Origin of the sequence: Microbulbifer thermotolerans (assembly GCF_001617625.1) — a bacterium.
Taxonomy (GTDB): Bacteria; Pseudomonadota; Gammaproteobacteria; order Pseudomonadales; family Cellvibrionaceae; genus Microbulbifer; species Microbulbifer thermotolerans.
The window spans coordinates 3210566-3225594 of sequence record NZ_CP014864.1 but is presented as its reverse complement, the minus strand read 5'-3'; the positions used below and the strand labels follow the sequence as shown (position 1 = coordinate 3225594).

At 53.3% G+C, this 15029-nt stretch carries 8 protein-coding genes; all 8 read left to right on the top strand.

Annotation, left to right across the window (positions count from 1 at the left end):
- Positions 1-8 precede the first annotated feature (8 nt).
- The 8 genes from A3224_RS13325 (at position 9) to A3224_RS13290 (ending at position 14820) form a co-directional block, all read left to right on the top strand.
- Positions 9-1124: a glycoside hydrolase family 6 protein gene (locus A3224_RS13325; RefSeq protein ID WP_265965759.1), complete on the top strand. Its 1116-nt coding sequence runs from the start codon at positions 9-11 to the stop codon at positions 1122-1124.
- A 53-nt stretch (positions 1125-1177) separates the two neighbouring features.
- Entirely contained in the window at positions 1178-2569 is a 1392-nt protein-coding gene (locus tag A3224_RS17330; RefSeq protein WP_067155591.1) for a cellulase family glycosylhydrolase, read from the top strand.
- An 89-nt stretch (positions 2570-2658) separates the two neighbouring features.
- Entirely contained in the window at positions 2659-5463 is a 2805-nt protein-coding gene (locus tag A3224_RS13315; RefSeq protein ID WP_067155588.1) for a glycoside hydrolase family 9 protein, read from the top strand.
- Entirely contained in the window at positions 5448-6839 is a 1392-nt protein-coding gene (locus A3224_RS13310) for a methyltransferase family protein (RefSeq protein ID WP_067155586.1), read from the top strand. Before A3224_RS13315 ends, A3224_RS13310 begins: the two co-directional genes overlap by 16 nt.
- Before the next feature lie 226 nt (positions 6840-7065).
- Positions 7066-9753 (top strand): cellulose binding domain-containing protein, encoded by a 2688-nt coding sequence (locus tag A3224_RS13305; RefSeq protein ID WP_067155583.1) that lies wholly within the window; start codon positions 7066-7068, stop codon positions 9751-9753.
- 160 nt (positions 9754-9913) lie between these two features.
- Positions 9914-10501: a hypothetical protein gene (locus A3224_RS13300; protein WP_156481492.1), complete on the top strand. Its 588-nt coding sequence runs from the start codon at positions 9914-9916 to the stop codon at positions 10499-10501.
- A 1090-nt stretch (positions 10502-11591) separates the two neighbouring features.
- Positions 11592-13316 (top strand): purine-cytosine permease family protein, encoded by a 1725-nt coding sequence (locus A3224_RS13295; RefSeq protein WP_067155577.1) that lies wholly within the window; start codon positions 11592-11594, stop codon positions 13314-13316.
- Between the two features lies 1 nt (position 13317).
- On the top strand, positions 13318-14820 hold the full coding sequence (locus A3224_RS13290; protein ID WP_067155575.1) for a mannitol dehydrogenase family protein: 1503 nt from the start codon (positions 13318-13320) through the stop codon (positions 14818-14820).
- Positions 14821-15029: the final 209 nt, after the last annotated feature.

Genomic DNA, 15029 nt, shown 5'->3' with positions numbered 1-15029 from the left:
CAGTATGGATGGATCGTATCGCAGCTATCACAGAAGGCGTGGGACTGCGCGGCCACCTCGACCAAGCACTGGCCAATGGCAACGATCTGTTTACTTTTGTGGTTTACAACCTGCCGAACCGCGATTGCGCGGCGCTGGCTTCCAACGGTGAGTTGTTGATTTCCGAGAATGGATTCGAGCGTTACAAACTGGAATACATCGATCCGATCGTGGAGATACTCTCCGATCCCGCCTACGCGGATATCAATATTGTCGCTGTTATCGAAGTGGATTCACTGCCGAACTTGGTGACCAACCTGAGTACGCCGGAGTGTCAGGAGGCCAATGGTCCGGGAGGTTACCGCGACGGTATTCGCTACGCGTTAAATCAGCTCTCCACATTGCCTAATGTCTATTCCTATGTCGATATTGGTAATTCCGGATGGCTCGGCTGGAGCAGCAACTTTGGTCCAGCAGTATCTTTGATTGGTGATCTGATTGAAACCACCGACAAGGGCTGGAACAGTGTGGCAGGTTTCGTCAGCAACACCTCCAATTACGCACCGGTTGAGGAGCCCTTCCTGCCTGATCCCACTTTGACTGTAGGTGGCCAGCCAATCCGCTCTGCGGATTTTTACGAGTGGAACGATTATCTCGAGGAGCTGGATTTCGTTCAGGACTGGCGCCAGGCGATGATCGACCGCGGTGCGCCTGAAACGATCGGTATGCTGATTGACACCGGCCGTAATGGCTGGGGTGGCCCGGACCGACCCACTGGCGTGTCCGCCAGCCTGGATGTGAACACTTACGTGAACGAATCACGTATCGACCGGCGCGAACATCGCGGCAATTGGTGCAACCAGCCCGGCGGTGTCGGCTTCCGGCCTCAGGCCAATCCGCACCCGGGTGTGGACGCCTATGTATGGGTCAAACCACCGGGTGAGTCTGATGGTATCGCGGATCCGAATTTCGAACAGGACCCGAACGATCCCAACAAGAAACATGATCCCATGTGCGACCCGAATGCATCCAACCGCTACGACGGCAGTGTGAGCACGGGTGCATTGCCCAATGCGCCTCATGCGGGCGGCTGGTTCCCGGAGGGCTTCCAGGTATTGCTGGAAAACGCCTATCCACCGCTTTAACCGCTTTGCCCCCTCCACGCGTTTGTGGAGGGGGTCTGCAGCAAGGGTGAAAAATGAAAAAGTTATCTCAATGCATAGCTGCGGCGGGCTTGTTGCTGGCGGCCAACAGTTGGGCGGGTTTCTCCATTGAGAACGGTCAGCTGCTGGATGCCAATGGTGAGCCTTTCGTGATGCGCGGCGTCAACCATGCCCATACCTGGTACAGGGACAAGACACCACAGGCCCTGGCAGACATCGCAGCCACTGGCGCCAACGCCGTGCGTGTCGTGCTGGCCACCGGGGGGCGCTGGAGCCGCAATGACGGTGCCGACGTGGCCGATGTAATTGCCCGTTGTAAATCCCTTTCACTCATCTGTGTACTGGAAGTACACGATGCCACCGGTTGGGGAGAAGATGGTGCGGCTATTCATATTTCGGAGGCGGCACAGTACTGGATAAGTCCGGATATTCGTGCGGCGATTGAAGGGCAGGAAGATTACATCCTGATCAATATCGCCAACGAACCCTTCGGTAATACGGTGTCGGAAAGTGCCTACGTGGAGGATACCAGTGCCGCTATTCAGACTCTGCGTGAAGCGGGCCTGACGCATACTCTCGTTGTCGATGCGGCCAACTGGGGACAGGACTGGCAGGGCTATTTGCGGGACAACGCCGCGCAGATATTTGCCGCAGACCCCTTGGCCAATACGCTTTTCTCCGTGCATATGTATCAGGTCTATCCGGACCGCGGCACGGTGGCGGACTATATGCAGGCCTTTGAGGATATGCAGCTGCCGCTGATGGTGGGCGAATTCGCGTATGAACACCAGGGACAGCCTGTGGACGAAGACGCGATACTCGCGGAAGCCGAGGCGCGCGGCATCGGCTACCTGGGTTGGTCCTGGTCTGGCAATACGGAACCCTACCTGGATATGACGGTTAACTGGGACCCCAATAACTTGTCTGAATGGGGGCAGCGGTTAATTCACGGGGAAAATGGTATTGCGCAAACCGCGCGTTGCGCCAGCGTATTTCCCGCTTGCGGCGGTACTTCTTCCAGCAGCAGTTCCAGCTCTTCCGGAAGCAGTTCGTCGTCCAGCTCCAGCAGCTCTTCCAGTTCCAGTAGTTCTTCCAGCTCCAGTAGTTCGTCGTCCTCTGGTGGCAGCGGCGCTCTCACGTGCACTGCCGGCAGTGTAAACGACTGGGGTGAGGGCTTTGTGCTGAATAACTTCACCGTCACCAACAATGGTACCGGCGCGGTGGATGGATGGACGGTGCAGCTGCAGTTTGAGCAGCCGGTGGATATCAGCAACGCATGGGGTATAGCGCTGCAAAACAGTAGTGGCTCGGAGCTCATTGGCGGCAATGCCGGTTACAACGGTAGCTTGCAACCGGGCGAGAGCGCGGTGTTCGGAATGCAGGGCGCCCCCGGTGATCTCGGTGCAGTGATTTGTTCCGCCCAGTAAACATATCTTGATCGGATGTCTGTTTAGCGATTCTTTCTCTCTTAGTGAGAAGGAAAAATAGGCATCACTAACAAAAAAAAGAGGATGTTATGAAGTCTACGAAGTATTTAATGAAACCACTGTGCGCCATCATTGCCGGCGCGACACTGGCGGTCGATGCCATTGCCGCGCCCAATTACGGCGAAGCGCTGCAAAAGTCCATTTACTTTTATGAGGCGCAGCAATCCGGTCCCATTCCCGACTGGAACCGCAATGAATGGCGCGGTGATTCCGGCATGACCGACGGTGCTGACAACAATGTGGATTTGCTGGGCGGTTGGTACGATGCCGGCGACCATGTGAAGTTCGGATTTCCCATGGCGTCGAGTGCCACCATGTTGGCCTGGGGGGTGGTGGAAAACCGCGAGGCCTATGAGCAAACCGGCCAGTTGCAGCACATGATGAACAACCTGCGCTTCGTGGCTGATTACTTCGTTAAGGCGCATACAGCCCCGAACGAATTCTGGGGGCAGGTTGGTAACGGCGGCCTGGACCACGGTTGGTGGGGTTCGGCGGAAGTGATGCCCATGGAGCGCCCATCTTATAAGATCGATGCCAATTGCCCGGGCTCCGATCTGGCCGGGGAGACAGCCGCGGCACTGGCTGCCATTTCCATGGTGTTTGAATCCACCGACGCTGCGTACGCGGCCAACTTGCTGGAGCACGCCAAGCAGCTGTACAGCTTTGCCGACAACTACCGGGGCAAATACACCGATTGCATCACCGATGCGGCCAGCTATTACAACTCCTGGAGCGGATACAACGACGAACTTGTTTGGGGCGCCGCTTGGCTCTATCGCGCCACTGGTGAACAGAGCTATCTGGATAAGGCGGTCAGCTACTACGACAATCTGTCCACCGAACCGCAGCAGCCCATCAAATCCTATCGTTGGACCCATGCCTGGGACGACAAGAGTTACGGCAGCTATGTGCTGATGGCCAAACTCACCGGAGACGATCAGTACCGCGCCGACGCCGAGCGTTGGCTGGATTACTGGAGCACCGGCTACGAGGGCAACCGGGTTACCTACACCCCCGGTGGTCTCGCCCATTTGGATCAGTGGGGCGCGGCCCGCTACGCTGCCAATACCGCATTTATCGCGCTGATTTATTCCGATTACCTGCAGTCTGCGGATCCGGGCAATTCCCGTGCGCAGGACTATTACAATTTTGCTGTAGGGCAGATGGAATACCTGCTGGGCGACAACCCGATGAATATGAGTTATCAGATCGGATACGGCAGCGTCTATCCCACCTCGCCCCACCACCGTACGGCCCACGGCTCTTGGAATGATAGCCTGCAAGACCCGGTAGAGAACCGCCACACGCTGGTAGGCGCCCTGGTGGGTGGCCCGGACACCAGTGATAACTTCGTCAACGACCGCGGCGACTATGTGCTGAACGAAGTGGCCACTGATTACAACGCTGGTTTCACCGGAGCGCTCGCGCGCCTGTGGCTCGATTTCGGCGGCAATCCGATTCCCGATAGCCAGTTCCCGGCGCCGGAAACCCGTGACGTAGAGCTGTTTGTAGACGCCAAACTCAATTCCAGCAGTGCGCGTCACACAGAGATCAGCTCCTATGTACACAACCGCACTGCATGGCCGGCGCGGCTTACTGACAATCTGAGTCTGCGTTACTGGATCGATATTTCCGAGCTGGTGGATGCAGGCTATGGCCCCGAAGATTTGGTTCTTTCCAGCGGCTACAACCAGGGCAGTGGTTTTACTGGCCCGCACCCCTGGGGCGATCCTGCAGACAATATCTACTATGTGGAAGTTTCCTTTGCTGGAGTAGATATTTATCCCGGTGGTCAGTCCGCCTCGAAAAAGGAAACTCAGTATCGCATCGGCGCACCTGAGGGCGCACCCTGGGATCCCGAGAACGATCCTTCATGGGATGGATACAACAGCACCCGTAAAGAAGCGCCGCTGATTGCCCTCTACGATGACGGTGAATTGGTGTGGGGCCAGGAACCCGGTGGTGGTTGCGGCGGTGACACCGGCGTTAACTGTGCGCCTTCTGCAGACAGTCAAAATCTGTCCACGCCTTACGAAACATCCCTGTCCGTCACCCTGAGCGGCAGCGACAGCGACGGTAGCATTGCCGCTTACACCGTGGTGAACGGTCCGGCCAACGGCACCCTGGAAGGCAGTGGCGCCAGCCGACTGTACACACCGGCGGCGGGCTTCTTCGGTACCGACAGCTTTACCTTTACCGTGACCGACAACGACGGCGCAACTTCCCAGCCGGCCACCATTTCCATTGAGGTGGAAGCGCCGGAAATTCCCGCTGTCAATATCACCAGTCCCGTGGATGGTGCCCGCTTCGCACCGGGTGCGGATGTCCGGGTGCAGTACAACCTGCAAAACGCCGAGGGCGTTAATCTCTATCTGGACGGCACCCTGGTTGCCACTGGCAGCGGCTCCGGAACTCTCACCGTACAGGCTCCGGATGAGATCGGCTTCTACATGTTGAAACTTGTCGCGACGCAGGACGGCGAAGAGTTGAGTGCGAGCGACAGTGTCACCTTTGAAGTGGCTGAGGCGCCAGCGGGCAGCCTAGGTTGTACCGTTGGGCAAATGGATGACTGGGGCGCGGGATTTGTGCTTAACAATATCACTGTGACCAACGAGGGCAGCGAGCCTGTGGATGGTTGGACCGTGCTGCTGGATTTCGGGCAGGAGGTGACGATTGGGAACCACTGGAACGCCAGTTTGTCCTCCACGTCCGGTAGCCAGCTGAGTGCCAGCAACGTCAGCTACAACGGCAGCCTGCAGCCGGGCCAGAGTGCCACCTTCGGTATGCAGGGCACCCCCGGTAACCTCGGAGCCGTCACATGCACGGCGCAGTAGCCACTGCCGATGCCCGCGCCCGCGTTGTCAGCGGAGCGCGGAGCTGGATCACCGACCGCGCCTGGATTTCCGGCGCGGCCGGTGCCTTAGCAGTGCTCCTTTGCGCGGCTTGGTACAACGCCCATCAGGTATTGAGCAAAGGGCTTTCCATCGGTGGTTGGCAGATTACTGACAACCGCCTGGACAGTATTCTGGCGGCGCTGGTTTTCAGCGCCGCTGTTATGCTGTTGGTGGAATTGCTGCGCCTGCGATTGTGGCACGGGTCCGATTTTTTTCGCCTGGACCCAAAATTGCGGCACGGCTACTGGCTCGTGTTTGCTCTGCACAGCGTGCTTTACTACCTGACCTATTTGGGCCTGTTGGCCCTGGTAATCTTTTTCTTTCACAGCGCTGGTGAATACGGCTTTGCGCGCAACCACCCCTACTATCAGCCCTGGTTCCGCCTATTGGATTTGGCGTGGGTCGCCTGGCTCTGGGGTGGTTTGCCCTATGTGATACTCACTCGGGCCTTAAAGCATTCCAAGGCGGCGGACAAGCTGGATCTGGCACACAGCTGTATCAAGGCAATGCGGTTTTTGGCCGGCCGACGGCCAAAATTCGAAGAGGCAGATAGGAAAAACCTGCGCGCCTTATTGGTGAAGCTTTTCTTTGCGCCGTTGATGACGGTGTTTTTTGCCGACCAGTTTCCCCACCTGGTGAACAATGTCGGTTATATGTTTGATGGCCTCCCCGCGGCGATTGCGGAAAACCGCTACAGTCACCGGCAATTCAACCTGGATTTTTTCAATATTACTGTAGCACTCGTATTTTCCATTGACGTCGCTCTGGCCTGGTGCGGTTATATGGTCTCCAGTCGCTGGTTTGATAACCAGACGGTGTCTGCGGAACCCACTCTGCTCGGCTGGGTGGTATGCCTGTTGTGCTACCCGCCGTTCCAGATGTTCCTCGGGCTCTACTACGCTGCGCCCGGAGAGCGCGAAGTACTGCAGCTGGGTTCGCCCTGGTTGGTGACCTTGTTTACCGCGATGATGTTGGCCAGCTATCTGATCTATGTGGCTGCCACCGTCCATTTCGGCGTGCGCTTTTCCAACCTGACACATCGCGGAATCATCCGCACCGGTCTCTACAGCCTTGTGCGTCACCCCGCCTACGCGGCAAAAAACTTTGCCTGGTGGTGTGTGATGTTTCCGGTCATTTTGTTCCAGGGATTCCACGGCAGTTGGCAGTTGGCTCTGGGGCATACGCTCGGCCTGCTTCTGATGACATGGATCTACTACTGGCGGGCGATTACGGAAGAGCGGCATTTAAGTATGGATGCGGACTACCGGGAGTATTGCCGTCAGGTGCGTTATCGATTCGTGCCAGGCATCTGGTAAGACTCGCCGACGAGCCGGGTTCAGGCGGAATTGACTGGGCCCGAGCTCCCCCCGCAAGCCGAGAGGTATCTTCACCGCCATAAGCGGATTAATCAGCAGTTCTTTTGCCGTAAATAGTCATATCAATCATAAATTTTCGCAGTTGCAGTGCGCTCCGTGGAAGCGCACTGCAGACGTATCCCGCCTCCACGGATTTATCTCTCAAAAAGGACGAGGAAAATCAGCGATGAACTTGCGAAAACTATCTGCGGGAGTGGCTTCGGGACTCTTGACCTTGGGGCTGGTGTCATCCGCATGGGCTGTGCCCAGCGAACAATATAGATGGGATAATGTGCGCATCGATGGTGGTGGTTTTGTGCCGGGAATTATTTTCAACCGCTCAGAACCGAATCTGATTTATGCGCGCACGGATATCGGAGGTGCCTACCGCTGGGATAAGCATGCGGAGACGTGGATTCCACTGCTGGATTGGGTCGGTTGGGAAAAGTGGGGTTGGAACGGTGTTTTGAGTCTTGCCACCGACCCGGTGGATCCGGATCGCGTTTACGCCGCACTGGGGATGTACACTAATGGCTGGGACCCGAACAATGGCGCTATCGCCCGCTCCACCGACCGCGGTGCAACTTGGCAGGTGACCGAGCTGCCTTTCCATATCGGTGGCAATATGCCCGGCCGCGGCATGGGCGAGCGGCTGGCAATAGACCCCAACGACAACAGCACCATTTATTTCGGTGCGGAAGGGGGCAATGGCCTCTGGCGCAGTACCGATTTCGGGGTGACCTGGTCGGAGGTGAGCAATTTCCCGAATCCCGGCACCTACGCCCAGGACCCCGATGACCCCAATAACTACTTAAATCAGTTGCAGGGAGTAGTCTGGGTCACCTTCGATTCCTCTTCGGGCACCCATGGAATGGGGTCTGAAGTTATTTATGTGGGGGTGGCCGATCTCAACGAATCCCTCTACCGCTCCACAGATGGCGGTGCCACCTGGGAAGCCATACCAGGCGCACCCACAGGTTATATACCTCACAAGGGCGTATACGACGAAGTCAACGGCGTGCTCTATGTTGCCACCAGCGATACCGGGGGACCCTATGACGGCGGCAGTGGCGCCGTGTGGAAATTCAATGCGCAAACCGAAACCTGGACCGATATCACTCCGGTCAGCGGCGACGATCTTTACTATGGTTTTTCCGGTCTGACTATCGATCGCAGTCAACCGAACACCATTATGGTGGCCTCTCAGATCTCCTGGTGGCCGGACACTATCATGTTCCGCTCCACTGACGGCGGCGCCAGCTGGACGCGCATATGGGATTGGAATGGCTATCCCAACCGCAGCAAGCGCTACGAAATGGATATCCGCAGTGTACCGTGGCTCAGTTTCGGTGCCCAACCACAGCCGCCGGAGGAAGCCCCAAAACTGGGTTGGATGAATGAATCGGTGGAAATCGATCCACACAATTCCAACCGCTTTATGTACGGCACCGGCGCTACCATATACGGCGCCACTAATCTCACCAACTGGGATAGTGGTGGTGTTGTTACCATTCGGCCCATGGTTCGCGGGCTGGAGGAAACTGCAGTACTGGATCTGGCCAGCCCGCCTTCAGGTAGTGCACATATATTTTCTGCCCTCGGCGATATCGGTGGGTTTAAGCACGAAAACCTTCATTTGGTTCCGGAATTGATGTACCAGCAGCCCAACCTTACTAGCACCAGAAGTATCGACTTTGCCGAGCTGGACCCCAGCATTATGGTGCGCGTGGGTGACTCCGACACAGCCCATATCGGTGTCTCCAGCTCCGCTGGGGACAGCTGGTGGCAGCCTCAGGAGCCGGCCGGTGTAACGGGCGGTGGGAGTGTCGCTATGGGTGCAGATGGCGGCACAATCGTATGGAGTCCTCAGGGGGCCCCTGTGCATTATTCCACTACCCTGGGCAGCGACTGGAGCCAATCCGAGGGCCTACCGCAGGGTGCGCGGGTAGAGAGTGATAGGGTCAACCCGCAAAAGTTTTATGGCTTCAAAGACGGTACTTTTTATATATCTACCGATGGTGGCGCCAGTTTCGCAGCTACCGTCAGCGGTTTGCCGCAATCAGCAAGATTCCTCGCCGCACCAGGGCGGGAAGGGCATATCTGGTTAGCGGGTGGCGGCATCGACGGCGCCGTAAGCGGACTTTGGCGCTCCACGGATTCCGGTGCCAGCTTCGACAAATTTGCCAACGTGGAAAAAGGCATCAATATTGGTCTGGGCGCACCGGCACCGGGCGCCGATTATCAGGCTCTCTATCTCGTCGGTACCATAGACGGCGTTACCGGTGTATTCCGCTCCACCGACCAGGGTGCAGGTTGGGTGCGTATCAACGATGACAAACACCAATACGGTAATATGGGCGAAGCCATCACCGGCGATCCGCGCATCTATGGCCGCGTATACCTGGGGACCAATGGCCGCGGTTTGTTGTACGCCGATCCGGTGGACAACTCCAGTTCATCGAGCAGTTCCAGCTCATCGAGCAGTTCCAGTTCGTCGGCTAGTTCCAGCTCCTCGAGCTCCTCAAGTAGTTCAAGCTCTTCAAGTGGCTCCAGTTCCTCGTCATCCTCGAGTTCCGGCGGCGGGGTGGTGTGCACCGTGGAATCGCGGGACGACTGGGGGGGCGGTTTTGTACAAAACTTCACTGTCACCAATAGTGGTGGCCAAGCGCTTAACGGTTGGGCGGTGCAAATGGATTTCGGGCAGGAGGTAACCATCAGCAATGCCTGGGGAATCAACCTCAGCACCTCAAGCGGCGGCCTGATCTCCGGTACTAACGTGGACTACAACGGCAACTTGCAGCCGGGTGCCAGCGCCAGTTTCGGTATGCAGGGTGAACCCGGTAATCTACAAGCCGTAACCTGCCAGGTGCAGTGAAGTCCGCCCTGCAGGGTAAACTTTATATGGCCGGCAAATCGCCGGCCATATTTAATTTTCCGGCCTGTACTTTTTATTGCACAAGCTTGTCAAAATAAATATCGTATGTAAGGGGGCTGATTTATGCGTATTTTTTGAATAAAAAATAAGGAAATAAAGCGTGAAAAAATTTAAAGTTCTTCCGGTCGCCTTATTACTTTCGGCCTGTCAGACAGGCACTATGGAGGGCAATGCATCAGAAAGTGCTCTAGAAGAGACGCAGTCTTTAGTAAAAGTATGTAAAGATCACCCGTGCAGGCGAAATATACATGTCACATTCCGGACAGATGGCGAACCTGTAGATCAGATGATACCGCTCTATTGGCCGAGGGTGTTCAATGAGGTGATATCTGTGCTTCCGGGTGAATCGTTTTACGTAGAGGCGGAGCTAGAGGGTGGAAAGCTGGTCAATATGAAAGAGGTTTCTGAAAATTCCAATCCAGATAAGACCATTATTATAAAGTTCAATCAGGTTGAAAATGAAACCGGTATGATGCTATCGATTTATAATCCATTTGAAACTGTTGTGCTGAAATTTAATATGGATATGGTGGATTTTTTCGGAACGCCTCATAAAACAAGTAGCTGCCCAATTATGCCACAGGCGTATATTTTTGAGTCTTGGCCACACCCTATTCCTGAATTAATTATTAAAAACCCTGTCGCAGTGCCTGTGCATAAAATGGAAGCGGTGGAGTGTATTTACTAAATAGTATCAGGTTCATTTCTTCGCGAAGGTAAAGATTGTTTGCGGTCAGATGTTGATATCAGGTGATGAAATGGAGTGATCCACAGAACACTACAGTTTCCAGGTGAACTCATTAAAGCTTCCTTAAGGAACCTCTGATTAATTCGCGTGGACACAGTGGTAGGTTCCGGGGCGCTCAGGCAATAGGACGGATATTTCGAAAACGCACGAGTACTTCCTTGTAGCTCCGCCGGATACCTCCTTGTATCCGACGGTTTCAAAATGCCCGTCCTATCACCTGAGCTTCACATCCGCCCCCGAAGAACCTCTGCCGCCAGGAAATGAATTAATCAGAGGTTCCTTAAGTATAATTTTTTGATGGTGTGGTTCTTGTCGGTTGAATAGACAAATCCGGTAAATAGAAAACACTGAAGTTCTGCCGTCTGTATCCGGCGGCTCAGAATAATCACCCCATTGTGGGAGATTTCTTTTCCGCGAAATCTTCCTGTGCACCGGGAGCGAATCACTCGAAGACCTTGTAACCGACAGTTGTTGCGAGCGGGGGTGGCACACACTCACTTTGTGACTGTCGGTATGCTGAGCTTCCCAAAATCGGCGGTGTCTCCTATATCCACAATAATTGTATGGTTATAGATATCTGTCCGAAATGCGCTAATTGGTCATGCCCCAAAGTGGTGCGGCACCGCATCTGCTTGTTGATAGCCAGGTGTGTGGGACAGATTTCGGGGAATTGGAGATATCACGGCGCCAGGATGGTCGTAGTGGTTTAGCAGCGTGACTGAAATAGTTTTAGCGCAAACTCTCGAAGCTTGAGGAATTTTCACCAAAGAAACGCTGCATTGTAACTATGTTCCCGCATCCCTAGAAGAGTTCTGCAGAGTCAAGAGCGGTTGACAGCTGTTACGTTGGCTGAGAGTATCCGGAAAAATTTTTGCTAGTGCTTTCTGATCGCAGAGTTCACTGGTTGTCTGATTGATAGTGAGGCTGTTTGAAATAGCTGAAATTGCCCTTTTCGAGGGTGATATAAAACAAAGCGTTGGGGTTAACCCTTGAATGGGAACCACCGGTGCTTATAAAGAGAGTTGTAGCGATGGATGTTAAGAGTCAAATCAGTAACCTGCAAGAGGAGCAGTTACCGGTCCCAAAACAACAGCTTAAAGGGTGGCGCCACTTTTTAGGTCTATATGCCGGAGAGCATGTGGCGGCATCAGAATTTGTCTTCGGTGCGACCTTTGTTGCATTGGGGGCATCCATGACAGATATCCTGTTAGGGTTATTAATCGGCAATATTCTTGCCGTCTTGAGTTGGACATTTATTACTACGCCGATTGCCGTTGATACCCGCTTGAGTATGTACACATACTTGCACAAAATTGCGGGGGACTCGATGACTAAGCTCTATAACTGGGCCAACGTCATTATCTTTACGGTGATTTCCGCGGCAATGATTACCGTATCCGCGACTGCGGTGCGCTTTGCTTTAAATATTCCCGCTCAGCTGAATTGGTATCCTACCGATCCGTGGTTTGTCTTGGTGGTCTTGACGGTTGGAATTATTGTTGTTCTCGTTGCCACCTATGGTTTTAACGCTGTATCAAACTTCTCCAGGATTTGTGCCCCCTGGCTGTTCGTTATGTTCATATCAGGTCCTCTGGTCCTGATTCCCGCATTGTCTAATTCGGTGTTGGGTTATCCGGTATTAACCGGGTGGTCCGATTTTATGCAGATTGGCAGCACGTCTATATGGACCGGGCTTGACCCTAATGGCAAGCCGGGTATTGGTTTGATTGAAGTGGCCGGGTTTGCGTGGGCAGCGAATACGATAACCCACTTTGGTCTTATTGATATGGCATTGCTCCGCTATGCGAAAAAACGTTCCTACGGTTTATGCACAGCGGCGGGAATGCTTTTCGGTCATTATATAGCCTGGATATCGGCTGGTATTATGGGCGCAGGAACTGCATTGTTGGTACAAAAGTCCATCACGGAACTGGATCCAGGGGACGTTGCGTTTCAGGCGTTAGGCTTGTCGGGGCTGGTGATCGTTATTGTTGCCGGCTGGACAACGGCGAACGCGAATTTGTACCGCGCTGGACTTGCTGCGCAGGCCGTATTTAAACAGTATTCGCGCAATATCACTACATTAATGGTTGGTATCGTCACCGTTATCATTGCATGTTTCCCTTTTGTGTTCACCAAGTTATTGCCGCTATTGACCTACGCCGGCCTACTGGTCGTTCCGGTTGGTGCTATTGTGTTCGCTGAGCACTTTATCTTTCCAAGAATTGGTTTGACACGCTATTGGGTTAGTTACCGCAAGCTGACGCACAGCACTCCAGCTGTTTCTGCCTGGGGGTTGGGATTGTTGTTTGGTTTTGGACTGAATGTCATCAATGTTATGCCGTTCTACTACCTCTTCCTGCCGACCTGGATTTTCACTATCGTTGTGTACTCCCTGCTTTCCAGGGCGTATGGCGCTAACGAAAGGTATGAAAAAGAAGCGGCGGAAATGGCCCGCTTTGAACGGGAGGTTGAAAAGCACCAGGAAGAGCAGGCGCGTATTAATCCGGAAATTGAGCCAGAGTCAAGCTCATTCTCAAATGTTCTGAAATCGATTGCTTATGCCAGCTTGGGTATAACCGTGGCGTTGGCGGTTAACACCATGTTCTTTAGTTCAGATATGGCTGAATACGCGCAAAATCGAGATCTCTTTTACAAATTTGGATTTGCTTGTACTGTCGTTTATTTTGTTTCAGCCTACTGGGCAATGAAGCGGCAGAAGGAACAGGCATTGCAGTTGGCAGAGGAAGTTTAATATGCCCAGCCTAAATGTTATGGCGTTGAATGATAAAAATTTAAAGTCTCTCCCTAACAATGTAATAGTTCCGAAATATGATAGGAAGCTGGTAAAAACTGGTATTGTGCACGTGGGCGTGGGTGGTTTTCACCGTTCTCATCAGGCCTTTTATACCGATGAATATATGGGGCATACCGGAGATTTACGTTGGGGAATCTGCGGTGTCGGTCTGCGCGAGGCAGACCGAAAAATGAAAGATATCCTCGAAAATCAGGATTACTTATATACCCTTATGGTAAAACATTCTGATGGCCGGATAGAAAATCGCGTCATCGGTAGCCTGACCAATTTTTTACTGGGGTGTGATAACCCACAGGTGGTCATTGATAAGATGGCTGCAGATGAAACCAAAATAGTTTCATTAACCATTACCGAAGCGGGTTATAACTATAATCCAGCTACTGGCGAGTTTAACTTTGATAACCCGGATGTTAAGCATGACTTGGCGCATCCTGAAGCCCCGCGTCTTGTTTTTGGTTATCTTGTCGCCGCGCTTAAACAGCGTAAAGAAGCTGGTAAAGTCCCGTTTACCATCCAATCTTGTGACAATATCCAACACAATGGCGATGTAACACGCAAGATATTAGTGGCCTACGCTCGGGAACTGGATGCCGATCTTGCGTTGTGGATTGAACGGGAGGTGTCATTCCCAAATGCAATGGTTGACCGTATCACTCCGGTGACCACTCCATCTGATATTGAATATTTAAGATCAGAAATTGGCCTTGAGGACAAATGGCCGGTCACTTGTGAGAAGTTTTTGCAATGGGTGATTGAAGACCGCTTCAGCCAGGGGCGGCCGGATTGGGATAAGGTTGGTGCGCAGTTTGTGCCCGACGTTACGCCGTATGAAACGATGAAAATCCGCTTGCTGAATGCGGGTCATACTGTGCTTGGTATGTTGGGGTCACTGCATGGCTACAAAACAATTGATGAGTGTGTTCGGGATCCCGTATTTGCCGAGTTCTTGACAAAGTTTATGGATGAGGAAGTGACACCAGTGTTGCCTCCGCTGGAAGGTATCGACTTGAGTGCGTACAAGTCGACACTTCTCGAGCGATTTGGCAATCCGAATATCAAGGATGCATTATCTCGGATTTGCCTGGACAGCTCTTCTAAGGTGGCTACATTTTTGGTGCCGACGGTGGTAGAGAATTTGAAGCGTAAAGGTGAATTCCGTCTCTCTGCGCTTACTATCGCTGCGTGGTGTTATTACAGTGCAATGCATGCGGATCAAGCGGGTAATGCGCTGGAAGTCAACGATGCGATGGCGGATGAGCTGCACGAATTGGCCCGTCAGCCTAGCGAAGGCATACCTGCCTTTTTGACCGTGTCTTCTATCTTTGGTGACCTGCCGAAACACGAAGGTTTTGTGGCGGATTACAACTCCTTTGTTGATGGATTGTTCGCAAATGTGGAAGTCAAATCATTGATGCAGTCCGTGCTGCAGGTTGTTCAATAGCACTGAATTTCGATTGAGACTGGATAATCTCGTAGATGCCTCCATATTGAATCGGCGTGGCTCAGAGGAGCAATAAAGTACAAGGATGTGCTCGTATGCTTCTCCAAAGCTTGTCCCATGATTCAAAATCCCTGATCCAACTATGGATTCGTATGCATAAATTGAGGTCGTTTGCGCAACTTGTTTCCTGAAATTATCCATTGCTGATT